The following is a 23,464-nucleotide window of genomic DNA, read 5'->3' as shown; positions in this document are numbered from 1 at the left end:
CGGCGGCCTTGGCCTAGATTATTGCGTTATAACGCGCCTTGCACCAGAAAAGCGCAGCGGTGGGGATAGGACAAAATGTCCAATGTCGGCGTAACGGGCGCCGGGATAGGCGGATCATCATGCGCAAACACCTGTCATTGCCATCGTTCCGCCGGACGCTTCCGCTGCTGCCCTTGCTGGCGCTCGCGGCATGCAACCGCGAAGTGCTCAATCCCGCTGGCGACATCGCCCTCCAGCAGCGCGACATCATCTATATCTCCACGGCGCTGATGCTGCTGATCATCGTGCCGGTGATCGCGCTGATCGTCACCTTCGCATGGCGCTATCGCAAGGGCAACGACGCCACCTATGATCCAAATTTCGACCACTCGACCTCGCTCGAGCTGGTGATCTGGTCGGCGCCGCTGCTGATCATCATCTGCCTCGGCGCGCTGACCTGGTGGAGCACGCATCTGCTCGATCCGTTCCGTCCGGTGAACCGGATCGCCGCGGGCAAGCCGGTCGATCCCCAGGTCAAGCCGCTGGTGGTGCAGGTCGTCTCGCTCGACTGGAAATGGCTGTTCATCTATCCCGAACAGGGCGTCGCCACCGTCAACGAGCTGGCGCTGCCGGTCGATCGTCCGGTGCGCTTCGATCTGACTTCGACCAACATGATGAACACCTTCTACGCGCCAACGCTGGCGGGGATGATCTACACCATGCCGGGCATGCGCTCGACGCTGCACGCGGTGCTCAACCGGCCCGGCAGGTTCGAAGGGATGTCCGCCAATTACAGTGGCGCCGGCTTCTCGGACATGCGCTTCAAGCTCTACGGCGTCGATCAGGGCGGGTTCGACAGCTGGGTCGCCCGCGTCAAGGCCAGCGGCCCCACGCTCGACACCGATCGCTTCCTCGAGCTGGAGAAGCCCAGCGAGAAAGTGCCCGCGCTCTATTTCGGCGGCATCGACCAGAGCCTGTTCACCCGCGCGGTGCAGCGCTGCGTCAAGCCGGGCACGCCCTGCGTCGCCAGCATGCATGGCGGCCACGCACCGGAAGCCGGCAAGCCCGAAGGCGCGCTGATGGAGAAAGGCGACCAGAGCAAGAGCGGTGAGAGCCTCACCGCCCCTCCCGGCGCGCAACCCGGCCCCGCCCCGCATTCGCACCATCAGGAGCGTTGAATGTTCACCGAATCGCTGGCGCGCACGATCTTCGGCCGCCTGACGCTTGAATCCTTCCCGGTCCACGAACCGATCCTGCTCGTCACCTTCGCGGTGGTGGTGGCGCTCGGGGTGGGCATCCTCGCGCTGGTCACCAAATACCGGCTGTGGGGCTGGCTGTGGACCGAATGGCTGACGACGGTCGATCACAAGAAGATCGGCATCATGTACATCATCCTCGGCATCATCATGCTGCTGCGCGGCTTCGCCGACGCGCTGATGATGCGGCTCCAGCAGTCGCTCGCGTTCGGCGCGAGCGAAGGATATCTGAACGCGCATCATTACGATCAGATCTTCTCGGCGCACGGGACGATCATGATCTTCTTCGTGGCGATCCCGCTCGTCGTCGGCATCATCAACTATGTGATGCCGCTCCAGATCGGCGCGCGCGACGTCGCCTTCCCCTTCCTCAACAACCTCAGCTTCTGGCTGACCGTGGCGGGCGCGATCCTGGTGATGATCTCGCTGTTCGTCGGCGAATTCTCGCGCGGCGGCTGGCTCAACTATGTGCCGGTCACCAACCTCCAGAACAGCCCCGATACCGGGCCCGATTATTATCTATGGGCGCTGCAGATAGCGGGCGTCGGCACCACGCTCAGCGCGATCAACATGGTCACCACGATCATCAAGATGCGCGCGCCCGGCATGACGATGATGAAGATGCCGGTGTTCTGCTGGACCGCGCTCTGCTCGAACGTGCTGGCGATCGCGATCTTCCCGGTCCTCACCGGCGCGTTCGCGCTGCTGATGCTCGATCGCTACGCGGGCACCAATTTCTTCACCAACGATCTCGGCGGCAACCCGATGATGTACTGGAACCTGGTGTGGATCTGGGGCCACCCCGAGGTGTACGTCCTCGTCCTGCCCGTCTTCGGCATCTATTCGGAGATCACCTCGACCTTCACCGGCAAGCGGCTGTTCGGCTATTCGTCGATGGTCTACGCGACGGTGGTCATCACCATCCTCAGCTATCTGGTGTGGCTCCACCACTTCTTCACCATGGGATCAGGCGCCAGCGTCAACTCGTTCTTCGGCATCGCCACCATGGTGATCTCGATCCCGACCGGTGCGAAGATATTCAACTGGCTGTTCACGATGTACCGTGGGCAGATCCGCTTCGAGCTGCCGATGATGTGGGTCGTCGCCTTCATGATCACCTTCGTGGTCGGCGGCATGACCGGGGTGCTGCTGGCGGTGCCGCCCGCCGATTTCGTGCTGCACAACTCGCTTTTCCTCGTCGCGCATTTCCACAACGTCATCATCGGCGGCGTCGTGTTCGGGCTGTTCGCGGGCATGGACTACTGGTTCCCCAAGGCGTTCGGCTTCCGGCTCGACCGCTTTTGGGGCAAGGTGACCTTCTGGGGCTGGGTGATCGGCTATTGGGTCGCCTGGACGCCGATCTACATCGTCGGGCTGATGGGCACGACGCGGCGGGTGCGGCATTTCGACGACCCGACACTGCAGCCCTATTTCATCATCGCGATGATCGGCGCGGTCATCATCCTGATCGGCATCCTCGCCTTCGTCATCCAGATCGCGGTAAGCATCAAGAACCGCGACAAGCTGCGCGACACGACCGGCGATCCCTGGGAAGGCCGCACCCTCGAATGGTCGACCAGTTCGCCGCCGCCGGCCTATAATTTCGCCTTCACGCCGCGCGTCCACGATCTCGACGCGTGGTACGACATGAAGGATCGCGGCGCCGAGCGTCCGGTGACAGGCTTCCTGCCGATCCATATGCCGAAGAACACCGGCGCCGGGGTGATCCTGTCGGCCATGGCATTGGCGCTGGGCTTCGCAATGGTCTGGTATATCTGGTGGCTGGCCGCGCTATCGGCGATCGGGCTGCTCGCCTACGGCATCTGGCACACCTTCGACTATAACCGCGACTATCATATCCCGGCGGAGGAAGTCGCCGCCACCGAAGACGCGCGCACCAGCCTGCTGGCGGCGGGAGCATGACCATGACGACCGCGACCGAGAACCCGGGCTTCTACGTCCTGGAAGAGGAGCATCACGAAGCCGGCGGCAGCACGATGCTCGGCTTCTGGATCTACCTGATGAGCGACGCGCTGATCTTCGCGACGCTGTTCGCGACCTATGGCGTGCTCAGCTCCGCCTTTGCCGGCGGACCCACCCCGCGCGAGATATTCGAGCTGCCGCTGGTGGCGGTGAACACGGCGCTGCTGCTGGTCTCGTCGATCACCTATGGCTTCGCGATGATCGCGATGCAGGAGGGCAAGCTCTCCGGCGTCCGCCTGTGGCTGATCGTCACCGGGCTGCTCGGCGCGGGTTTCGTCGGCATCGAGCTCTACGAGTTCGGCAATCTGATCCACGAAGGCGCGACGCCGCAGACCAGCGCCTTCCTCTCCGCTTTCTTCACGCTGGTCGCGACGCACGGGCTGCATGTCACCTTCGGGATCATCTGGCTGGTGGTGATGCTGGTCCAGCTCGGCCAGCGCGGACTGCATCCCGAGAACCAGCGCCGGCTGATGTGTCTCAGCATGTTCTGGCACTTCCTCGACATCGTCTGGATCGGCGTGTTCACCTTTGTCTATCTGCTCGGAGTGGTTCGATGAGCGCCTCCCACAATGCCGCCCCGCACGCTTCGCGCCGTGCCTATCTGATCGGCTTCCTGCTGTCGGTGGTGCTGACCGCCGTGCCGTTCTGGATGGTGATGACCGGCGCCGCCGCGCCGCAGCTGACGGCGATCGTCATCGTCGGGCTCGCGGTGGTGCAGATCCTCGTCCACACCGTGTGCTTCCTCCACGTCAACACCCGTTCGGAAGGCGGCTGGACGCTGATGGCCTATGTCTTCACCGCGGTGATGGTGCTGATCGTCATCTCCGGCTCGCTGTGGATCATGTACCATATCAACTCCAACATGATGCCGATGGCGGAGATGTCGGCGCATTGAGATGAAACGGGCGCTGCTCGTCCTGTTCGCTCTGGCCGCGGCCCTGGGCTTCACGGCGCTGGGCATCTGGCAGATCGAGCGACGCGCATGGAAGCTCGATCTGATCGCGCGCGTCGATGCCGGCCTGAAGGCGCCGCCCGCGAGCGACTGGCGGCGCTTCGCCGAATATCGCAAGGTCCGGTTGACCGGCACCTACCTCCGCGACCGCGAGACGCTGGTGAAGGCGGTGACCGAACGCGGCGAAGGCTTTTGGGTGATGACGCCGCTGCGCACCGCGCAGGGTGTGGTGCTGATCAATCGCGGCTTCGTGTCCTCGCCGCGGCAAGCGCGCTGGTGCGGGCCGGACACCGAAGCCGCCATCACCGGGCTCCAGCGCGCAACCGAGCCCAAAGGCGGCTTCCTCCGTGCCAATGATCCTGCGAACGACCGCTGGTATTCCCGCGACGTGACGGCAATCGCCACCGCACGGCAACTCGGCCCGGTCGCGCCGTTCTTCATCGATGCCGATGCCACTCCCAACCCGGGCGGCTATCCGGTAGGAGGGCTGACCGTGGTCGCTTTCCGCAACAATCATCTGGTCTATGCGCTGACCTGGTTCGCGCTCGCGCTTCTCAGCGCCGCCGGCGCGGTACTGGCACTACGGCGAAAGCGCGCCTGATGGATACCCCGCTCCTCGCGCTCACCCGCCACTATCCGCGCGAGTTCGCCGAGACCGCCGCCGCGCAGAATATGCGGCAGCTTATCCAGCTGCGCTGGATCGCGGTGGCGGGTCAGACCGTCGCCATCCTGCTTGTCGGCCTGTGGCTGGGGATACCGTTGCCACTCGCGGAAATGCTCGGCGTCGCCGCGCTGCTCGGGCTCGCCAACCTGCTGGTCACGATGGCGGTGCCGCGCCACCGCGTTCCCGATTCCGAAGTGATGCTGGCCTTGCTGCTCGACATGGGCGCACTCACGCTCCAGCTCTATTTCAGCGGCGGCGCGACCAACCCCTTCATCTCGCTATATCTGCTCCAGGTCGTGCTCGGGGCCATTCTGTTGCCGACCGCGCTCGCCGCCATGCTGGTTGCCGCCACGGTGCTGAGCTACGCGTTGCTCAGCGTGCGAGCCATCCCGTTGGTGATCCCGAGCGGACTGGTCGCGGAGACCGCCGATCTGTTCGCGATCGGGCGCTGGATCGCCTTCGCGATGGTCGCCGGGCTGCTGGTATTGTTCATCACCCGCATCACCGGCAACCTGCGTGCCCGCGACGCGCATGTCGCCGATCTCCGCCAGCACGCCGCCCAGGAGGAGGGGATTGTCCGCATGGGATTGTTCGCGTCGGGCGCGGCGCATGAGCTCGGCACGCCGCTCGGCACGCTCTCGGTGATCCTCGCCGATTGGCGCCGGATGCCGGCAATCGCCAGCGATCCGGAGCTGGCGGCGGAGGTCCGGGAAATGCAGGCCGAGGTCCAGCGCTGCAAGGGAATCGTCTCGGATATCCTCCATTCCGCCGGACAGCCGCGCGGCGAGGCGATGGAAAGCGTCGCCGCCGGTCCCTTTCTCGACGCCGTCGCCGCCGAATGGCAGCCGACCCACCCGCAGGTCCCGCTCGACTATGATCCGCAGGGAGTCGAGGCCGCGATCGTCGCCGCCGATCCCGCCCTGCGTCAGGCAATCTGGAACCTGCTCGACAATGGCGCCGAAGTCTCCCCCGCCGTCCGCCTGCGCGCGCGCATCGAAGCCGGCATGCTGGCGATCACGGTCAGCGACTATGGCCCCGGCTTCGCCCCCGAACAGCTCGCCTTGGTCGGCCAGCTCTACCAGTCGACCAAGGGCGCCGGCCATGGCCTCGGCCTGTTCCTCGCCACCAATGTCGCCCGCCGTCTCGGCGGCCGGCTCGAGGCGCGCAACCTCCCCGCGGGCGGCGCCGAAGTCCGCTTGGTCCTGCCGGTGAAACCGCAATGACCGGCCAGCCCAGCCTGATCATCGTCGAGGACGACGAGACCTTCGCCCGCACCCTCGCCCGCTCGTTCGAGCGGCGCGGCTATCGCGTCCGCACCGCCGCCAGCGCTTCCAGGCTCGATACATTGCTGGAAGCCGAAGTGCCGAGCCACGCGGTGGTCGACCTCAAGCTCGGCACCGCATCGGGTCTGCCGTGCGTCGCCAGGCTGTACGCCCGCGACCCCGAGATGCTGATCGTCGTCCTCACCGGCTATGCCAGCATCGCCACGGCGGTCGAGTCGATCAAGCTTGGCGCCTGCCACTATCTGGTCAAACCCTCCAACACCGACGATATCGAAGCCGCCTTCGGCAAGGCGCGGGGCGATGCCGAGGTTCCGGTCACCGGGCGCGCCTCGTCGATCAAGACGCACGAATGGGAGATGATCAACGAGACGCTCGCCGCGACAGACTTCAACATCTCGGAAACCGCGCGGCGATTGGGCATGCACCGCCGGACCCTGGCGCGGAAACTCGAGAAGCGCCCGGTCAAATAGCCCCGGGGCGCAAACCGCGACCCACTCCATTTCCGCACAACAGGATTTTCGAGATTGCCCGCTCGTACAGGACGGCGGTGGTGGACAGGGCTGGATTCGAACCAGCGTACGCTTGCACGGGCAGATTTACAGTCTGCTGCCTTTAACCACTCGGCCACCTGTCCTTGGGCGCCCTTGGCGAGCGCGGTCCATTGCCGGGCGAAAGCCGGGCTGTCAACGTCTTGCGCGCATCCTTCGCGGCGCATAGCGTCGGCGTTCCCCCTCCCAGCCGCGAGACTCACGAACCATGCGCGCCTTTGCCACCTTCCTTGCCGCCACCGCCTGCATCGCCCCGCTTCCGCTCGCCGCACAGGCGATCCCGGCCGACACCGCGCGAATCATCGCCGAGGGCACCAACAATTCCGAAGTGATGAAGATCGCCCAGTATCTGACCGATGTGATCGGCCCGCGCCTCACCGTCTCGCCCGGCATGCGCCGCGCCGAGGACTGGACCGCCGCCAAGTTCCGCGAATGGGGCCTGAGCGCGGTCCATAAGGAAGGCTTCGATTTCGGCCGCGGCTGGGAATCGCAGGGTTCGTTCATGCGGCTGGTCGAGCCGCGCGTGACCCAGCTGACGATGGTGCCGGTGGTGTGGACCCCCGGCACCGAAGGGACCGTCCGCGCCGAGGTCATCGTCGCGCCGATGCCGGACATCGCCTCGCTCGCGCGCTACAAGGGCAAGCTCAAGGGCAAGCTGGTGCTGATCAGCGACCCCGAGGCGCCCAAGGACTGGGCGGACGCGCCGTTCAAGCGCTGGAGCGATGACGAGCTCGACAAGTTCGACACTTTCGACTTCTCGCGCCGGCCCCAGCTCGATTTCAGCGCGCGCCAGATGCTCTCGCGCGCGCGCGAAGCGTTCCTCAAGGAGGAAGGCGCGGTCGGCTATGCCACCATGTCCGCCCGCCCCGGCAAGATCGTCGGCGGCCAGGGCTCGCGCTTCGCGGTCGGCGATTCGCCGCCGCTGCCCGGCTTCGACATCGCCCAGGAGGATTATCGCCGTCTCGCCCGCCTGTCGGCGATGGGCGCCGCGCCGGTCGTCGAATTCGCCAGTCAGGTCCGCTACGACGATAGCGACACGCAGGGGTATAACGTCATCGCCGATATCCCCGGCACCGATGCCAAGGCCGGCTATGTCATGGCCGGCGCGCATCTCGACAGCTGGGCCGCGAGCGACGGCGCCGCCGACAATGCCGCGGGCAGCGCGATGGTGATGGAAGCCGCCCGGATCATCAAGGCGAGCGGCATCAAGACCAGGCGCACGATCCGCTTCGCGCTGTGGTCGGGCGAGGAGCAGGGGCTGTTCGGCTCGCGCGATTATGTCGCGCGCTATCTCGCCAGCCGCCCGGTGCCCGAGGGCACCACCGGCCTCGCCGCGCGCTTCGCCTGGGGCAATAGCTGGCCGATCACCCCGCTTCCCGGTCACGCCCAGCTCAGCGCCTATTTCAACCTCGACAATGGCTCGGGCAAGATCCGCGGGATCAACATCCAGAACAATGCCGCCGTCGGTCCGATCTTCGCAGACTGGTTCAAGCCGTTCCATTCGATGGGCGCCGGCCAGATCGCCATCCGCAAGGTCGGCAGCACCGATCACGCCTATTTCGACGCGGTCGGCATCCCCGCCTTCCAGTTCATCCAGGATCCGCTCGATTATGGCAGCCTGCGCCACCACACCAATCTCGATACCTTCGACGCGCTGAAGGCCGAGGATATGCGCCAGGGCGCGATCATCCTCGCCGCCTTCCTCGTCAATGCCGCCAATGCCGACAAGCCGTTGCCGCGCCTGCCGCTCCCGACCAAGCCGAACGAGGGCGATTATTACGGCTACGCCGCCCCGGCGGGCGGCAGGTAATGGCCAAGCGCGGGCACAGGCCCAGCAAGGCTCCGCCGTCGCGCCCGCGCTTCTACGGGCGCCACGCGGTGCTTGCCGCGCTTAACAATCCCGAACGCAATGTGCGCCATATCTGGGGCACCCACGAAGCCTTGGCCGGGCTCGATATCCCCAACAGCATCCAGGTGACCTTCGCCAACGCCGCCGATCTCGGGCGGCTGGTGCCAAGCGATGCTCCGCATCAGGGGCTGGTGGCGGATGTCGACCCGCTCGAGGATATCTGGCTCGGCGATCTGCTCGCGCAGGGCGAGGGTGACGATCGCCCGCTGATCGTGCTCGATCAGGTCACCGATCCCCACAATGTCGGCGCGATCCTGCGCTCGGCGGCGGCGTTCGACGCGCTCGGCATCGTCACCCAGGATCGCCACGCCCCGCCGGAATCGGGCACCGTCGCGCGCTCGGCGGCCGGCACATTGGAGGCCGTGCCCTGGGTCCGCGTCGTCAATCTCGCCCGCGCGCTGGAAGAGATCGAGCGCGCCGGCTTCTGGCGGATCGGGCTCACCGGTCACGCCGATCAGACGCTGGGCGAAGTGATGGGCAAGGCGCGCATCTGCCTCGTTCTCGGCGCCGAGGGGGAAGGCATGCGCCAGAATACCGAGGCGCATTGCGACCAGCTTGCGAAGCTTCCGATCTCCGATAAGGTCGAGAGCCTGAACGTGTCGAATGCCGCCGCGATCGCGCTCTACGCGGTGGCCGCGCGCGGCTGATTGGGGGATTATCGATGAAGCATTGGAAGGCGCTCGCCGCCGCGTTGTTGGTGCCGCTCGCGCTTGCCGCATGCCTGTTCGTGCCGGGCAAGTTCACTTCGGTGATGACCGTCCACGCCGATCGCAGCTTCACCTATAGCTATAAGGGCGAGGTGATCGCGGTCGATCTGGCGGGCCAGATGACCAAGGCGATGGGCGGCTTCGCCGCCGCCTTCTCCAACACCAGCGACGATGCCACCAACACCGCCGCGCCGGACACTTCGCCCGAGGACGCGGCCAAGGAAAAGGCCGAGCAGGACGCCAAGTATCGCGAGATCGCCGCCCAGCTGGTCAAGGAAGCCGGCTACACCGTCGTCGAATATCGCGGCGACGGGAAATTCTATGTCGAATATGCGATCAGCGGCGTGCTGACCCATAATTTCGTCTTCCCCTATAATCAGGATACCGGGCTGCTCTTCCCGTTCGTCGCGATCGAACTGCGCGGCAAGGATCAGGTCCGGATCAAGGCACCGGCCTTCGCCAAGCAGCGGGATGGCGACAATTCGATGGGCGCAAGCGAGGAAGCCAGCGCCAATCTCGACGGCACCTTCACGCTGATCACCGATGCCGAGATCGTCAGCCAGAACCAGGAGGAAGGCGCGAAGCCGGTCGCGGCGGGGAAGAGCATCACCTGGAAGGTATCCCCCACCAGCGAAGACGCGCCGACCGCGATGCTGCGGGTGAAGGGCATCTGATCAACTGATCCTCCCCCGGAGGGGGAGGATTGATAGGTTGCAATGTAGGATTTCGCCTGCTTGGCTCACGCAGTCGGCACTCCCGACCGCTCTTTGAAATCGTCGATCCGCCAACCCCATGGTCACTGCGACCATTGGGACCATTCGCGAATGTTTAGTCCCCCAAAAACACTAAACTTCCTCAACATTCGCGCCGCCGCCGGGCCTCAATCCTCGTCGGCGATCGTCACCCGCAGCCCGTCGAGCGCGTCGGTGAACGGGATCTGGCACGACAGGCGCGAACGGCCGTCGCGATCGGCCGAGCTGTCGAGCAGGTCGTTCTCGTCCTCGCTCATCGCCGGCAGTTTGGCCGCAAATTCCGGATCGACATGGACATGGCAGGTCGCGCAACTGCAGCAGCCGCCGCACAGCGCCAGCAATTCGTCGAAGCCGTTCTCGCGGATCACTTCCATCACCGAAAGGCCCGCTTCCCCGGTGACTTCGCGTTCTTCCCCATTGCGGGTCACGACGATAAGCTTGGGCATGCAAAATTCCTCCGGTTTGGCGTCCCATGCCGCCTTCGCCGCCACGTTTCAAGGACATGACCGATGGGCCTGACCGCCGAACAGCTCAAGACCGCGCTCGATGCGCTCGCCAGGGTCGAGCCGGCCATCGCCGCCGGCATCGAACGCGCCGGCTATCCCGAGCCGCGGTTGCGCGATCGCGGCTATGAAACGCTGCTGCGCACGATCATTGGCCAGCAGGTCAGCGTCGCCGCCGCCGCGTCGATCTGGAAGAAGCTCGAGGCGGAGCTGGGCGACCTGACCCAGCCGGCGATCGTCGCCGCCGCCAGCGACGAGCAATTGCGCGCCGCCGGGCTTTCACGGCAGAAGGCGAGCTATGCCCGCAGCCTCGCCGAGGAGGTGACCAGCGGCGCGCTCGACCTGCACAACCTGCCCGCCGACGATGAGGAAGCGATCGCCCAGCTCGTTCGCGTCAAGGGGATTGGACGCTGGTCAGCGGAAATCTATCTGCTCTTCGCCGAAGGCCGCCCCGATGTCTGGCCGGCCGGCGATCTCGCCGTCCAGATCGAAGTCGGCCGCCTGCTCGGCCATGCCGACCGCCCCGGCGAAAAGGCGTTGCGCGAAATCGCCGAGGCCTGGCGCCCGCATCGCGGCGCGGCGGCGATCTTCGCCTGGCATCACTATAAGGTCGATATGGACGTGATCTGACGCATTGGGAGAAGGTCCGTGACGAGATCGCGGCGGAGAAGCTGCGCGCCGGCCAGCGCCATGCCGAAGCCGCCCGCCTCGAACAGGTGCTGGCGGGCGGCTAAGCTCCCAGCGCCTCCAGCCCCATCGCGATCGCGCCCATCGGTCCGGCCAGGGTGCCGAGGCCGGGCGGCCCGAGGCGGCGGTCGAGTTCGCCGGCATAGGCCTCCAGCGATCCATAGCCCCCGATGCTGGCCGCCAATGCCGCGCGCAACCGTTCGAACAAATGCTCGCGCTCCGCGATCACGCCGCCGCCGATCGCGATCCGCTCGGGCGCGGCGACGGTGACGAGATTGTGCAGCAACCCGGTCAGGTCATGAACGAACAGGCCCCATTGTGGTCCGTCATCGGGCAAATCCCGCCCCGGGCAGCCGAAGCGCTCGGCCAGCGCTGGCCCCGAGATCAACCCCTCGACGCAGTCGCCATGAAACGGGCACCAGCCGGCGAAACTGTCGCCCGGCGCGCGCGCCACCCGCATGTGCCCGCCCTCGCCATGCGCGACGCCCTGCACCGGCCTGCCGTCGGCGATCAGCCCGACGCCGACGCCGGTGCCGATGGTGATATAGGCGTGCGTCGCCAGTCCCCGCGCCGCGCCCCAGCGCGCCTCGGCCAGCGCCGCACCCGCCACGTCGGTCTGGATCGCCAGCGGCCTGGCGTAGCGCGCGGATAGCCGCCGGGTCAGGTCGGTGCCGGTCCATCCCGGCTTGGTCGTTGCGGTGATCGATCCGAAGTCCGCCGCTTGCCGGTCGAGTTCGAGCGGCCCGAAGCTGGCGATGCCGATCGCGTCGAATTGCCAGCCGTCGAGCACCGCCTCCAGCGCCGCGAGGGTGGTCGCGGGATCGGCGGTCGGCACCGTTTCCCGCGCCCGGATGTCATCGGGGCCACTACCCAGGATCGCGACACATTTGGTGCCGCCGAGCTCAAGGCCGGCGATCATCGGAAGGGATGCCATGCCTTGCGCTAGCCGATGCGGCGCGCACAAAAAAGAGGCCGTCCGAAGACGGCCCCAGATGCGGAAATCGTTGAGAGCAGCGGCGGCCGGTTGGTTCCGGCCGCCACGCCCCCTTTTGCCGCGCCGCCCCTAGAAGCGGCCACGGAGTCCGATCATCACCTGGCGCCCGGGATTGTAGAGTGTGAAGGCAGCGTTCTCGAACTGGAAGTAGCTGCGCTGCTTCTGCTTGGTCAGGTTCTGGACATCGAGCGTCAACTGCGGCGCCCATTTCAGGTCGAGGATCTCGGCGAAGTCGACACTCGCGGAAAGGTCGAGCTGGCCGTAATCGTCATTGTAGAGCGAAGCCAGCGGGATGCCGTTCTGGTTGGCGCCGGAAGATACCGAGCCGCGGTTGAACGTGTAACTCAGCCGCGTGCTGATGCCGCCATGCTCGTAATAGCCGGTGATGTTGTAGGTGACCGGCGACACGCCAGTCGCCACCGCCGGCGCCGCGCCAGAGCCGACCTGATCGATCAGCGTCAGGTTGGCGTTGAACCCGAAGCCATTGAGCCCGAGATAGCGGCCGAGCAGGAAGTCGAGCGGCTGCACCCAGTTCACTTCGAGGCCGTTGACCTTGAGCGTGCCGGTCGCGTTGACCTGCTGGGTCAGCACCACTGTCGCGGTGCCCGGGCCGCCGCGCGAATTGATCGCGGCCTGCTGCGTTGGCGAGAGGGTGTCATAGGTCACGCCATAGGTCGCCAGCGACGAGAACGGCACGGTGACATTCCCGTTGGTGGTGAAACCGGTCACCGCCTTGCGGAAGGCGGTGAAGCCGACATAGCCCTCGGCGCCCGTATAATATTCGAAACCCAGATCGAAATTGGTCGAGATATACGGTGTGAGCGAAGGATTGCCGACCGAACCGACGTCTGCGGACGGGCTGCTGAAGTTCAGGCCCGGCAACATGGTATTGGGATTTGGCCGGGTCATCGTCCGCGAGGCCGCCGCGCGGACCACGGCATTGTCGCTGATGTGGAACGCCGCGTTCGCCGAGGGCAGCCAGTTGTCGTATTTGGCGTTCGTGTAGACGAAATTGACGATGTTCGGATAGCAGGAGCCATCGCGCAGATTGGCGCCGCCACCCGGGCAGGCCGCGGGAAGCGGGCCAGCGCCGTCGGGATCGATATTGTTGCGCGGATCGGTGATCGTCACGCGCCCGCCGATCGTCTGATCGGTGCGGACGTAACGCAGGCCGGCGTTGAAATTGATAGTGCCGCCGGCAAGCGGCAGATCGCCGTTCACCTGCGCGAACGCCGCAGTCGTCTTCTCGCGGACATAGCCGCCATTGGCGCCGGTATTGGAGGAGCCCGCCTCGCCCGCCGCATCGTGGAACGTGTCATAGTTCGAAGCCGCCTTGAAGCGATCCCAATCCACCGTGATGAAGCCGCTCGGTCCCGGCTTCAGGAAACCCGCGACAGCCGAATTCGGGATCAGTGAGCCCTGATAGGTGACCGGGCCGGTCTGCCCTGCGGTATAGCCCGTTCCGAAAGCCGGATAGGTGGGATAGCCCGCCGGTGCCGCGCCGGCCTGGTTGAGCCCATTGCACGGCGGCTGGGTATTGGGACCGGGCAGGTTCACGCTGGGGCGATTCCCGCAAACCGCGTTCTGCCAGTTCTGACTATTGTCATATGCACGGATGCTGCGGGACACATCGTCATAGGCGCCGCCGACCTGCAGGTTGAGGCGATCCTCGCCCCAGGTCAGGCTGCCGCGCACGCCCTTGGTCTTGGTTTCGCGACGCTCGTCCTGGATGTTCACGCGGCCGCCCGGCCAGCCGAAATTGGCGGGGTTGTTGAGATTGATGTTGGAGGTGATGATCGGCATCTCACCGCTGCGATTGTCGTAGTTGACGGTCACGCCCGAGCTCGCCGGTGTGATCACCAGCACCGTCGGCGATTCGCGGTGGAACGTGCTCTTGGTGTAGTTGCCCTGAAGCTCGATCTTCAGATTGTCGGTGATTTGGAAATCAAAGCCGGGATTGATGCCCCAGAACCGCGTTTCCTCGATATGCGGGCGATATTCGAGGAAGAACTGGGCATTGGCATAGGTACCCGAAGTCACCACGCAGCCGGTCGCACAGTCGGTGCGGTCATAAGTGGTGTTGAGCGGGATCATCGCGCCGTTGCGACCGACCCAGTTCATGTCGATGCGCTCGAGGCTGTTCTTCTTCCAGCCATACATGCCGTCGACATAAGCGTGGAAATTCTCGCCCTTATATTCGATGCTGGCGATGCCGTTGATGCGGTCCTTGGTACCGAACTCATCCATCGGACGCCCGAGACGCGGGATAATGCCGTTATCGATCTGATCGATCGTGGTGCCGGGATTGCGCGCCAGCAGGAAGGCCTGATCAATCACCGTGCCGGTGACCAAGCCATTGCCGGCATTGGCGGGCACCGTCGCGGGAATCGTCCAGTTGCCGCCACCGGTGGGGTTCAGCGTGCCGCTGGTCCTTTGCGCCGCGGAGAGGTTGGGGTTGGTCCAGCCGATCGTCTCAAAGCCGGTGGTGCGAACCTGGTTATGGACGCCGGCTACGCCGAGCAGGATACCGAAATCACCAAAGGTCGCGCTGCCGAGCAGCGAGCCGCGATAGCCCCATTTGTCGGCATTGGTGTTCTTGGTCAGCTGGCCGCCATAGGTGAAGTGCATGCCGGGTTTGTCGAACGGGCGCGCGCTGCGCATGTTGACGGTGCCGGCCGCGCCGCCCTCGACCATATTGGCGACACCGCTCTTGCTCACGGTCAACTGGGTGAACAATTCGGTCGGGAACAGGTCAAGATCGACCTCACGGTTGGTATTCTGCGCGTCGGTGCGGCCGGTCGAAGCAACGGCTACCGGCGCGCCGTTGAGCAGGACGCGTGTGAAGTTGGTGCCGAGGCCGCGGATCGTTACGTTGAGGCCCTCGCCGGTCACTTCGCGGCTGATCGTCACGCCGGGAATGCGGTTGAAGCTCTCGGCGATATTGGTGTCGGGAAACTTGCCGATATCCTCGGCGAAGATCGTGTCGGTGAAGCCCGTCGAATTCTTCTTGGCGTTGGTCGAGCTCGCGAGCGAGGCGCGGTAGCCGCTGACGACGATCTCGTCCTCCTGCGGGTCGCTCTGCGCGGTGGCAGGCGCATCCTGCGGCGCAGTTGTCTCGGGCGTCGGATCGGCCATCGGCTGGGCGAGCGCCGGCCAGGCCGTTCCCGCCAGCAGCACCGCGCCGAGCATCGCGGCACGGCGCGCAGTGAAATTGGTCGCAGAACGAGTGCGCATAGTCCCCTCCATTGATGGCCTCTTGCGGGCCGTGAACCGCATCGCATCAGCGCGATGTTAGCGGTCACATTGGCTATGCTTCAGACACAAAGCTGTCAACTCATACATTTGAGGATGATTAGTTTATTGGATTTTCAAATAGTTATTGCACCACAGCATCGAAATGCAGCGGTGCAACGAGTGTTGTATGAGTTTTGATAGGGATGGCGAGTTTCGACTCAGCCTTTCCGCTTCATCCGAACGTGACGGTCAGCGATGCCGCAAACGGACCGTTCTTGTGCAGCCGCCCTGCGCGCCCCGACGCGCGCCGCAGATTGGGTCGCTTGAGCAGCGGCTTGAGCATCCGGTGCAGCGTCGCCCGGTTGATATGGATCCCGAAGCATTGATGCAGGCCGTAGCCGAAGTGGATGTAGTCGCTGGCCGGGCGATTGATATCGAAACGGTTCGGGTCGGCAATGCGGCGCGGATCCATCATCGCCGACGCGAAGGCGGCGAGCACCGTCGATCCGGCCGGAATCGTGCGTGCGTGCCGCGTGCCGCTGGCCAGCGTGAAATCCGTCAGCACATCGCGCGGCAACCCCGGCGCGAGCGGATCGAAACGCATCGCCTCCTGCACATAACGCCACAGCAGATCGTCATCGTCGGCACGTGCCGCCGCCTGCGCGCCGGCAAGCGCTTCGGGACGTCGGAGCAACTGCTCCATCGCCTGCGGCACCACCATCGGCGGCTGCGGCGGACCGCCGACGATGAAGCCCATCAGCGCCGTGCGGATCTCGTCATCGCTGAACCCGCTGGTCCCCGCCTTTTGCTCGGCGAGACAGCGCGCGAGCACGTCGTCCCTGCCGGGAGCGCCGCGGCGACGCTCGATCTCGCTCTGAATATGCGCGCGCAGCGCCGGAGCGATCTGATCGACTTCGACGCGCAATGCCTTGTCATTCATCGATCCGACGAACTGGAATTCGAACAGACGCGTGCCCCAGACACGAAGATCGCCGCCGGGCGGATCGGGAATGCCGAAATAGTCGCCGAGCGCGGAGAAGGTAACGCGGCGCACCAGCGTATCGACCACGTCGATCCGTCCGGAAGCGGCGGAGACGATGCTTTCCGCTATCGCCTCGACCTTGCTCCCCAGTTCCGGCAAATCCTCGCGCCGCACCACCTTGCGCATCGCTGCGGTGTCGTGCCGATACTGCGGGGTATCGCCCATGCCGAGGAAGAACGGCTGGCCGCCCATGATGATGTCGAGCTTGGGCTTGTAGGGTACGCCGAACGCGGGATCGGTCGCGAACACCTCACGGACATCGTCATGCCGGGATGTCAGATACATGCTGCCCAGCCTGGTGATCGGACTCCACCGCCTGAGGAAGGTGAAGACCATCGGCATGCCAGCGAACATGATCCGCTGCAGCATGCCGCCCAGCCCCTTTTTCTCGGGCCGCAGCACCTCGCGCGAAGTGAGCGCGTTCATAACCCCGCCAGGTAACGCAGCGCCGGCATGCTCGGCAGGAAGAAATATTCACCTCCCGCCATCTGCACGAAGGTCTCGACATTGACGATCCGGCGCAGTGGATCCTCGGGGATGGTCATGGTTCCCTTCGGCCCGACCAGCGGATCGGTCTCGTCATAGAGGAAGGCGAAGTTGGAATTGAGCAGCCAGGTCTGCTGGATGAACTCGAACTGCCGCGTGAGATCGGTGTTGAGCGCAACGAATAGCAATCCGCGATCCTTGCCGTCCTCGACCGGCGGCATGCTGATCGTCTCGCCATATTTGCGACCGCGGCGCAGGATGCGGTGGCTGTTGGCGGCATCGAGCAGGGTCTGCTTGTCGCCCGGCTTGGGGGCGAGGCCATCGCGGGGATTGGCGCGGCGGACATGGCTGCCGAGCGGGCAGCCGCGGCCACGGAAATCGCGGTCGAAGAAACCGAAATCATTGTCTGGCTGACCGTATCGATCGACCGGCAGCACGCCGGCCGGACATAGCAGATTGCCTTTAGTATCGCGTCCGATCACGCGCTCGGCAAGCCAGGTGGTGGTGACGTGCGCGGAATGCTCGGGATCGCTGGTGCGGATGCGCTCGGCGCCCTTGCGCATCGATTCCCAAAAGGCGGGCACATCCTGCTTGAGCTCGCGGACGACCATATAGCTGCCGTCGAGCCCGAGATCGAGGAAGCCTTCCGCCTTGGGATGCGCGGGCAACCCCGCATCTCGGCCTTCTGGCGTGTCGGGGACGACCGGGCCGGGCGCGATCTCGTGATGCCCGTTCATATGCCCCATCAGGACTTCACCGAGCGGCACGCCGTTCCAATAATCCTTCGGCGCGGACTGGCCGCTCTTGTCGACGACCACACCGTCTTCATAGGGCACCGGCTGCGAGATGCCGTCCGCGAAGCCGAAATGCTCACGGGCGATGCCATGATCGTCCAGCCGCAGATCGAGCGGCAGGCGATGGACCACGGTGATCTCGAACGGCGCCAGCGCGGCGCTAACCTGCGCGCACCATGCCTCGGCCGACTCTTCGTCCTTTTCATAGAGCATCAGCAGCGCGTGCACCGTCACCGGCGTCTTGATCCGCTGTTCCACATCATGCTGCGCGATATCGTCGAACGCGCGAACCTCGTCATCGCGCGCCGCATCGTCGAGCGGCGTGTTGCCGCTCCATTTCGGGCCGCCCGGAATGACGGTCTGCAGCCATTCCTCACCGCGCCGGTCGCCCAGGCGGCGCAGGCGATCCTCCTGGAACATGCCTTCCTTGAACGGCCGGTCGAAGGAAGCGAGCGTGTTCTTGTTGAGGCCCATCTTGCGCAGGCCTTCGAAGGTGAAGCCCATCGCCGCGCATTTGGCGTCTCGCCCGTCGGCGTCGGTCACCGGCGCGATTTCGGCCAGCTTTTGCAACCACGCGCCGCCGCCCTTGCGCGGCACGCCCTTCCAGCCGAATTCGAGGAACAATGCCCGCCCGGTGGGCAGTGAGGCGAAGCCGCTGACCACCAGCCCCTGGGTCAGCGTGTCGTGCGGCTTGGCGAGGTGCCAGCTCGGCGGCGACCCGCCCGGCTCGCTCACAGGTCGTTGATCCACGCCGCGGCCTCCTTGGCTGAGAGTCTGGGTTTGCGAAGCCCGCAGGCGATGCGGAAATTGCGCTCGATCTGTTCGGCGGTCAGGTCCTTGTACGCCGAATACCAGAAGCGGCTGACGGTCATTGAATGGCGCGCCCATTCCTTGAACTGGCGGCCATGGCTGGCGCCGTCCTTGACGAGGAACCGCGTGGGCGGGAAGCCGACGCCGCAGCACCAGGCGAGTGTAAGCCCGCCATGCGCCTTCTCGATGAAGTCGTCGAGATAGCTCTCCCAGGTCTGGTCGAAGTTCGAGAAGAACATCAGCCGCGACTTGTTGTTGACCATCGCCCAATGGGCGAAGTGGATCGTGCGCATCGAACCGAGATAGCCGTCGCGCGCGACGATGCGCAGCGCGAGACCCAGCGCGTGGTGCCCGACGCGGATGATGATCATGCGCAGGATGCCAGGCTTTATCAGCACCACCGATCCCATGTGGTTCTGCGGGATCCAGTCCTCGCGCCGCGCCATTTCGCGCAGCATCAACGGGTCGACCGGCGGCGCGTCCTGCGAGGCGTCGGCGCGCTCAAGGCAACGCAGCCAGAAGACCAAAGCCGCCAGCGTCACCGGCAGGCTCACCAGACCCCAGCCGAGCCAGACCAGCATGTCCTTCCACGCCAGCGCGAGGCTGCGCCCGGTCATCAACATCGAGATGCCCGTTCCCGCCGCTGCCGCCACCACGACATAGATGCCAAAGAAGATCAGCGTCGGCACCAAGGTCTGGATCGAGAGCTTGATGAAGCTGAATTTCGTGGGCGTCGCGGTTCCAGGTAACGCCACGCCGATCTTCTTGAGCAACGCCGCCAGCCCCACGAACAGCACGCCGAGCAGGATCAGATAGCGCTCCCACGGCATCTCCAGCTTTACGATCAGCCCGGGCAATGACAGCACGAACACCACCATCAGCACGAAGGCGACGAGCTGCACATAATCCATCAGCCCCTGGAAGAAGGGGATGCGCGCCGGCGCCTTCTGGTTGAGCCAATCGAACTTCGGCAGCAGCGCCGCGCGCAATTTGTTGTGCACCTCCACCGCGCTCAGGCGGCGATAGGGGCTCGGTCCGCCGCTCGCGGTATTGGCAAGCTCGCCGCGGGTGCCGAGGAACAGCGCGTGCTCGGCCAGGATGCGGTCGCGGGTCATGCCGCGATTGCCGTGATGGAACACCGTCGGGGTCAGCGCGCGCCGCTCCATATAGGGCGCGATCGGCGCGCGGCTGTCTGGCGCGGTTATCGAATCGTAGAGCGGCCCGTCATTGTCGAGCGGACGTTTGCAGCAGCGCAGGAAAGCGCGGAGATCGTCGCCGATCGCCGATTCGAGCTGCGCCCAGAACGGGCCCGGCTGCCCATCGAAATTGGCTTCGACCACGAACAAGGGATCATATTCGGCGCCCGGGAACACGCTGAGCGATATGAAGTGCAGGGCGGGAACGAGCGTCAGGAATTCGGCGAAGGGTCCGGTGCCGCCGGACGGATCGGGATTGCGCCGGTCACGCAATTTGTCGAGCAGGCCCGAGAGGTGATCGGCACTCTCCGGCTTCACCTCGAGCGCGACGGACAAGGTCGTTTGGCGCATCCTGAGCTTCCCCCCAAGCGCGGAGGCTCACACAGTACTTCCCATTTTGACAGCGGATTTAGGACCCTTTCGGGCCGATCGGCCTCAGGCGTCGATCTCTTCCAGCGCTTCGCTGGCCTGCATCCAGACCAGCTCCGCGGCCTCGATCCCGGCGTCGAGCTCGGCCCGGCGCTTCATCAGGTCGGTCATCGTCAGCCTGGCCAGCGACGCTTCGGCGGTCGAGGGATCGAACATCGCGCGATCGATGGCGCTGCGCTGCTCGTTGAGCCTGGCCAATTCGCTCTCGGCGGTCTTGGCGGCCTTGCGCAGCTCGGTGCCCTTTTCGCGCGCTTCGGCGGCGGCGCGGCGTGCTTCCTTCTTGTCGGCCTTGCTCGCCTTGGGTGCCTGCCCGTCCTTGCTCAGCACGAAGGCGATATAATCGTCGAGCGAGCCGTCGAATTCCTTGGCAGTGCCCTGATCGACCAGCACCAGCCGGTCGGCGGTCATCTCCAGCATATGACGATCGTGGCTGACCAGCACGACGGTGCCGGTGTAGTCGTTGAGCGCCTGGATCAGCGCTTCGCGGGCATCGACGTCGAGGTGGTTGGTCGGCTCGTCGAGGATCAGCATGTGCGGCGCGTCGCGGGTGATCAGCGCCAGCGCCAGCCGCGCGCGCTCGCCGCCCGACAGCTTGCCGACCTCGGTGGTCGCCTTGGCGCCCGAAAAGCCGAACCGGCCAAGCTGCGCGCGCACCGCGCTTTGGCTCGCCCCCTTCATCAGCACGGTCATATGCTGGAGCGGCGTTTCGCTGCGCTCAAGTTCCTCGACCTGATACTGGGTGAAATAGCCCACCCGCATCTTGCCCGAAGCATTCATCGCGCCTTCCATCGGCGTCAGCTGGGCCGCCAGCAGGCGCGCCAGCGTCGTCTTGCCGTTGCCGTTGCGGCCGAGCAGCGCGACACGGTCGTCGGGATCGATGCGCAGGTTGAGCCGCTTCAGCACCGGCGTCTCGCTATAACCGACACTGGCCAGATCGAGCGTGATCAGCGGCGGGCGCAGTTCGTCGGGATTGGGAAAGTCGAAGGTCAGCGTCGGATCGTCGACCAGTTCGGCGATCGGCTGCATCTTGGCCAGTGCCTTGACCCGCGACTGGGCCTGCTTCGCGGTCGAGGCGCGCGCCGAATTCTTGGCGATATAGGCCTGGAGATGCTCGCGCTGCGCCTGCTGCTTGGCGCGGGCTGAGGCGAGCTGGGCCTGACGCTCGGCGCGCTGGCGCTCGAACGCGTCGTATCCGCCCGGGTACAATGTCAGCTTGCCGCGATCGAGATGCAGGATGTGATCGACGACATTGTTGAGGAAGTCGCGCTCGTGGCTGACCAGCAGGATCGTCGCCGGATAGGATTTCAGGAAGTCCTCCAGCCACAGCACCGCTTCGAGATCGAGATGGTTCGAAGGCTCGTCGAGCAGCAGCAGATCGGGCTGAGAGAACAGCAGCGACGCCAGCGCCACCCGCATCTTCCACCCGCCCGAGAAGCTGTCGAGCGGCTGGTGCTGCATCGCTTCGTCGAAGCCGAGGCCGACGAGGATCTGCGCGGCGCGGCTCGGCGCGGTATAGGCGTCGATCGCCATCAGCCGCTCATAGACTTCGCCAAGCCGATCGGGATCGGTGCTGGTTTCGCTCTCCGCCATCAGCGCCGAGCGCTCGGTGTCGGCGGCGAGCACCGTCTCGAACGGCGTCGCGTCGCCGTGCGGCGCTTCCTGCGCGATATAGCCGAGCCGGGCGCCACGCGGCATGTCCATCGTTCCGGCATCAGGCTCAAGCTGCGAGGCTACGACCTTGACCAACGTCGTTTTGCCAGCGCCGTTACGGCCGATCAGACCTATGCGCCCGCGCGGCGGCAACTTGGCGGTGGCAGCGTCGATGATCGTGCGCCCGCCGAGGCGCACCGTGATATCGGTCAGATTGAGCATGATGCCGGCGCGCCTAGCATTGCTGCGCCGCAGCGTGAAGTGGCAATGGCACCGGCGACCGCGCTAACTTCACTGTTTTCACGGTCGTTGGGACATTTCGTTGCGCGCGTGGGAAATGATGTTGCCCGGCCGGTGATCTGGCAGCGAGGCAAGCGTGCGCAACATATAGCGGCCCTAGCACGTTGGCGGCGTGTAGGACAGGTGTTCCGTATCTGTTCGGGGTCCGCTAGAGGGACGCATGGATGAGGCTCCGATCCGCAAGATCATTCATGTCGATATGGACGCCTTTTACGCGTCGGTGGAGCAGCGCGACGACCCGGCGCTCAAGGGCAAGCCGGTCGCGGTCGGCTATCCGGCGGCGCGCGGCGTGGTCGCGGCGGCGAGCTATGAGGCACGGGCGTTCGGAGTGCGCAGCGCCCTGCCCTCGGTCACCGCGCTGCGGCGGTGTCCCGACCTGATCTTCGTCAAGCCGCGCTTCGATGTGTACCGCTCGGTCTCCAAGCAGATCCGCGCGATCTTCGAGGAGTTCACAGCCGTAATCCAGCCGCTGTCGCTCGACGAGGCCTATCTCGACGTGACCGAGAACCTTCAGAACATCCCCACCGCCTGGGCCACCGCCAAGGCGATCCGCGCGCGTATTCTGGAGGAGACCGGGCTGACCGCATCGGCGGGCATCTCGTACAACAAATTCCTCGCCAAGCTCGCCTCCGACCAGCGCAAGCCGAACGGCCAGTTCGCGGTGACGCCCGAGATGGGCGCGGCCTGGGTGGAGGCGCTGCCGGTCGCCCGCTTCCACGGCGTCGGCCCGGTCACCGCGCGCAAGATGCAGGCGCTCGGCATCGAGACCGGGGCGGACCTGCGCGCCAAGTCGCTGGCTTTCCTCCAGCAGCATTTCGGCAGCTCGGCCAAATGGTATCACGCCATCGCCCGCGGCGAGGACCATCGCCCGGTCAATCCCAACCAGATCCGCAAATCCTCGGGATCGGAAACCACGTTCGACCGCGATCTGACCGAGCCGGCGGAGATCGAAGCCGGCGTGCTGCGGATGGCCGAGGACGTGTGGGCATGGTGCGAAAAGGCGCAGTCGTTCGGGCGCACCGCCACCGTGAAAATAACCTGGGCCGACTTTCAGAAATCAACGCGCAGCCGCAGCCATCCGGCACTGATCGACAGCCATGCGAAGCTGCGCGACGCCAGCCTGGCATTGATCCGCTCGGTATTTCCGGTGGCGAAGGGGATCAGGCTGGTGGGGGTGACGGTTTCGAACTTCGAGACCGCGGAGGCGGGAGAGCTGCCGTTGTTCGAATGATCTCCGCGCTCCTGCGAAAGCAGGAGCCCAGAGCCAAATGGTGCATCGCTCGCAACCCTGGGCTCCTGCTTTCGC

The 23,464-nt window shown here is 65.3% G+C and carries 19 protein-coding genes and 1 tRNA gene; 12 read left to right on the top strand and 8 right to left on the bottom strand.

Annotated elements, in window-relative coordinates; all coding sequences use genetic code 11:
* Positions 1–119 precede the first annotated feature (119 nt).
* The 7 genes from cyoA to KF730_RS03555 are packed head-to-tail and all read left to right on the top strand — an operon-like array spanning position 120 to position 6,587.
* The gene (gene cyoA, locus KF730_RS03585; RefSeq protein ID WP_294092315.1) at positions 120–1,157 is read left to right on the top strand and encodes a ubiquinol oxidase subunit II; all 1,038 of its coding nucleotides are present in this window, start codon (positions 120–122) and stop codon (positions 1,155–1,157) included.
* Entirely contained in the window at positions 1,158–3,158 is a 2,001-nt protein-coding gene (cyoB, locus tag KF730_RS03580; RefSeq protein WP_294092314.1) for a cytochrome o ubiquinol oxidase subunit I, read from the top strand.
* Between the two features lie 2 nt (positions 3,159–3,160).
* Positions 3,161–3,775, top strand: a complete 615-nt coding sequence (gene cyoC / locus KF730_RS03575; protein ID WP_294092311.1) for a cytochrome o ubiquinol oxidase subunit III — start codon at positions 3,161–3,163, stop codon at positions 3,773–3,775.
* Positions 3,772–4,113, top strand: coding sequence for a cytochrome o ubiquinol oxidase subunit IV (cyoD, locus tag KF730_RS03570; RefSeq protein WP_294092310.1), 342 nt, complete (start codon positions 3,772–3,774; stop codon positions 4,111–4,113). The genes cyoC and cyoD overlap by 4 nt, the downstream gene beginning before the upstream one ends.
* Before the next feature lies 1 nt (position 4,114).
* On the top strand, positions 4,115–4,771 hold the full coding sequence (locus KF730_RS03565) for an SURF1 family protein (protein WP_294092308.1): 657 nt from the start codon (positions 4,115–4,117) through the stop codon (positions 4,769–4,771).
* Positions 4,771–6,057, top strand: coding sequence for an ATP-binding protein (locus KF730_RS03560; protein ID WP_294092305.1), 1,287 nt, complete (start codon positions 4,771–4,773; stop codon positions 6,055–6,057). Before KF730_RS03565 ends, KF730_RS03560 begins: the two co-directional genes overlap by 1 nt.
* A complete protein-coding gene (locus tag KF730_RS03555; protein ID WP_294092304.1) occupies positions 6,054–6,587 on the top strand; it encodes a response regulator transcription factor in 534 nt (177 codons plus the stop codon). The genes KF730_RS03560 and KF730_RS03555 overlap by 4 nt, the downstream gene beginning before the upstream one ends.
* A gap of 78 nt (positions 6,588–6,665) precedes the next feature.
* Here the strand turns inward: KF730_RS03555 and KF730_RS03550 are convergent.
* Positions 6,666–6,751, bottom strand: a tRNA-Tyr gene (locus KF730_RS03550).
* Positions 6,752–6,873: 122 nt separating this feature from the next.
* On the opposite strand from KF730_RS03550, the gene KF730_RS03545 reads away from it, so the two are divergent.
* The 3 genes from KF730_RS03545 to KF730_RS03535 are packed head-to-tail and all read left to right on the top strand — an operon-like array spanning position 6,874 to position 9,955.
* On the top strand, positions 6,874–8,475 hold the full coding sequence (locus tag KF730_RS03545) for a M20/M25/M40 family metallo-hydrolase (RefSeq protein WP_294092303.1): 1,602 nt from the start codon (positions 6,874–6,876) through the stop codon (positions 8,473–8,475).
* On the top strand, positions 8,475–9,221 hold the full coding sequence (gene rlmB / locus KF730_RS03540; RefSeq protein ID WP_294092300.1) for a 23S rRNA (guanosine(2251)-2'-O)-methyltransferase RlmB: 747 nt from the start codon (positions 8,475–8,477) through the stop codon (positions 9,219–9,221). Before KF730_RS03545 ends, rlmB begins: the two co-directional genes overlap by 1 nt.
* A 14-nt stretch (positions 9,222–9,235) precedes the next feature.
* On the top strand, positions 9,236–9,955 hold the full coding sequence (locus KF730_RS03535) for a hypothetical protein (RefSeq protein WP_294092299.1): 720 nt from the start codon (positions 9,236–9,238) through the stop codon (positions 9,953–9,955).
* Positions 9,956–10,161: 206 nt separating this feature from the next.
* On the opposite strand, the gene KF730_RS03530 is transcribed toward KF730_RS03535, so the two are convergent.
* Positions 10,162–10,479 (bottom strand): 2Fe-2S iron-sulfur cluster-binding protein, encoded by a 318-nt coding sequence (locus tag KF730_RS03530; RefSeq protein ID WP_294092297.1) that lies wholly within the window; start codon positions 10,477–10,479, stop codon positions 10,162–10,164.
* Between the two features lie 63 nt (positions 10,480–10,542).
* Here KF730_RS03530 and KF730_RS03525 point away from each other — a divergent pair, with 63 nt between their 5' ends.
* Positions 10,543–11,166, top strand: a complete 624-nt coding sequence (locus tag KF730_RS03525; RefSeq protein ID WP_294092295.1) for a DNA-3-methyladenine glycosylase 2 family protein — start codon at positions 10,543–10,545, stop codon at positions 11,164–11,166.
* Between the two features lie 100 nt (positions 11,167–11,266).
* Here KF730_RS03525 and KF730_RS03520 read toward each other — a convergent pair whose 3' ends face one another.
* The 6 genes from KF730_RS03520 to KF730_RS03495 all read right to left on the bottom strand — a co-directional run bounded on the left by KF730_RS03520 (position 11,267) and on the right by KF730_RS03495 (position 22,080).
* Entirely contained in the window at positions 11,267–12,157 is an 891-nt protein-coding gene (locus tag KF730_RS03520; RefSeq protein ID WP_294092293.1) for an ROK family protein, read from the bottom strand.
* A gap of 129 nt (positions 12,158–12,286) precedes the next feature.
* Positions 12,287–15,451 (bottom strand): TonB-dependent receptor, encoded by a 3,165-nt coding sequence (locus KF730_RS03515; protein ID WP_294092292.1) that lies wholly within the window; start codon positions 15,449–15,451, stop codon positions 12,287–12,289.
* 232 nt (positions 15,452–15,683) lie between these two features.
* Complete coding sequence (locus tag KF730_RS03510) at positions 15,684–16,919, bottom strand: cytochrome P450 (RefSeq protein ID WP_294092290.1); 1,236 nt, start codon at positions 16,917–16,919, stop codon at positions 15,684–15,686.
* The gene (locus KF730_RS03505; RefSeq protein ID WP_294092289.1) at positions 16,916–18,523 is read right to left on the bottom strand and encodes a hypothetical protein; all 1,608 of its coding nucleotides are present in this window, start codon (positions 18,521–18,523) and stop codon (positions 16,916–16,918) included. Before KF730_RS03505 ends, KF730_RS03510 begins: the two co-directional genes overlap by 4 nt.
* The gene (locus tag KF730_RS03500) at positions 18,505–20,130 is read right to left on the bottom strand and encodes a hypothetical protein (RefSeq protein WP_294092287.1); all 1,626 of its coding nucleotides are present in this window, start codon (positions 20,128–20,130) and stop codon (positions 18,505–18,507) included. The genes KF730_RS03505 and KF730_RS03500 overlap by 19 nt, the downstream gene beginning before the upstream one ends.
* A gap of 84 nt (positions 20,131–20,214) precedes the next feature.
* Positions 20,215–22,080, bottom strand: coding sequence for an ABC-F family ATP-binding cassette domain-containing protein (locus KF730_RS03495; protein ID WP_294092286.1), 1,866 nt, complete (start codon positions 22,078–22,080; stop codon positions 20,215–20,217).
* Between the two features lie 238 nt (positions 22,081–22,318).
* Here KF730_RS03495 and dinB point away from each other — a divergent pair, with 238 nt between their 5' ends.
* A complete protein-coding gene (dinB, locus tag KF730_RS03490; RefSeq protein ID WP_294092284.1) occupies positions 22,319–23,389 on the top strand; it encodes a DNA polymerase IV in 1,071 nt (356 codons plus the stop codon).
* The last annotated feature ends 75 nt before the right edge of the window (positions 23,390–23,464 follow it).

It is taken from the genome of Sphingomonas sp., from assembly GCF_019635515.1.
In the GTDB taxonomy this organism is placed as follows: Bacteria; Pseudomonadota; Alphaproteobacteria; order Sphingomonadales; family Sphingomonadaceae; genus Sphingomonas.
Note: the sequence above shows the minus strand (reverse complement) of the source record. Positions and strands in the feature narration are given on the sequence as shown.

Bases quoted from the DNA above. Each gene is read 5' to 3' on its own strand.
- KF730_RS03520 (WP_294092293.1), bottom strand. From the start codon at position 12,157: ATGGCATCCCTTCCGATGATCGCCGGCCTTGAGCTCGGCGGCACCAAA.
- cyoD (WP_294092310.1), top strand. From the start codon at position 3,772: ATGAGCGCCTCCCACAATGCCGCCCCGCACGCTTCGCGCCGTGCCTAT.
- KF730_RS03545 (WP_294092303.1), top strand. From the start codon at position 6,874: ATGCGCGCCTTTGCCACCTTCCTTGCCGCCACCGCCTGCATCGCCCCG.
- cyoA (WP_294092315.1), top strand. From the start codon at position 120: ATGCGCAAACACCTGTCATTGCCATCGTTCCGCCGGACGCTTCCGCTG.
- cyoB (WP_294092314.1), top strand. From the start codon at position 1,158: ATGTTCACCGAATCGCTGGCGCGCACGATCTTCGGCCGCCTGACGCTT.
- KF730_RS03515 (WP_294092292.1), bottom strand. From the start codon at position 15,451: ATGCGCACTCGTTCTGCGACCAATTTCACTGCGCGCCGTGCCGCGATG.
- cyoC (WP_294092311.1), top strand. From the start codon at position 3,161: ATGACGACCGCGACCGAGAACCCGGGCTTCTACGTCCTGGAAGAGGAG.
- KF730_RS03535 (WP_294092299.1), top strand. From the start codon at position 9,236: ATGAAGCATTGGAAGGCGCTCGCCGCCGCGTTGTTGGTGCCGCTCGCG.
- dinB (WP_294092284.1), top strand. From the start codon at position 22,319: ATGGATGAGGCTCCGATCCGCAAGATCATTCATGTCGATATGGACGCC.
- KF730_RS03500 (WP_294092287.1), bottom strand. From the start codon at position 20,130: ATGCGCCAAACGACCTTGTCCGTCGCGCTCGAGGTGAAGCCGGAGAGT.
- KF730_RS03495 (WP_294092286.1), bottom strand. From the start codon at position 22,080: ATGCTCAATCTGACCGATATCACGGTGCGCCTCGGCGGGCGCACGATC.
- KF730_RS03525 (WP_294092295.1), top strand. From the start codon at position 10,543: ATGGGCCTGACCGCCGAACAGCTCAAGACCGCGCTCGATGCGCTCGCC.
- KF730_RS03565 (WP_294092308.1), top strand. From the start codon at position 4,115: ATGAAACGGGCGCTGCTCGTCCTGTTCGCTCTGGCCGCGGCCCTGGGC.
- KF730_RS03510 (WP_294092290.1), bottom strand. From the start codon at position 16,919: ATGAACGCGCTCACTTCGCGCGAGGTGCTGCGGCCCGAGAAAAAGGGG.
- rlmB (WP_294092300.1), top strand. From the start codon at position 8,475: ATGGCCAAGCGCGGGCACAGGCCCAGCAAGGCTCCGCCGTCGCGCCCG.
- KF730_RS03555 (WP_294092304.1), top strand. From the start codon at position 6,054: ATGACCGGCCAGCCCAGCCTGATCATCGTCGAGGACGACGAGACCTTC.
- KF730_RS03560 (WP_294092305.1), top strand. From the start codon at position 4,771: ATGGATACCCCGCTCCTCGCGCTCACCCGCCACTATCCGCGCGAGTTC.
- KF730_RS03530 (WP_294092297.1), bottom strand. From the start codon at position 10,479: ATGCCCAAGCTTATCGTCGTGACCCGCAATGGGGAAGAACGCGAAGTC.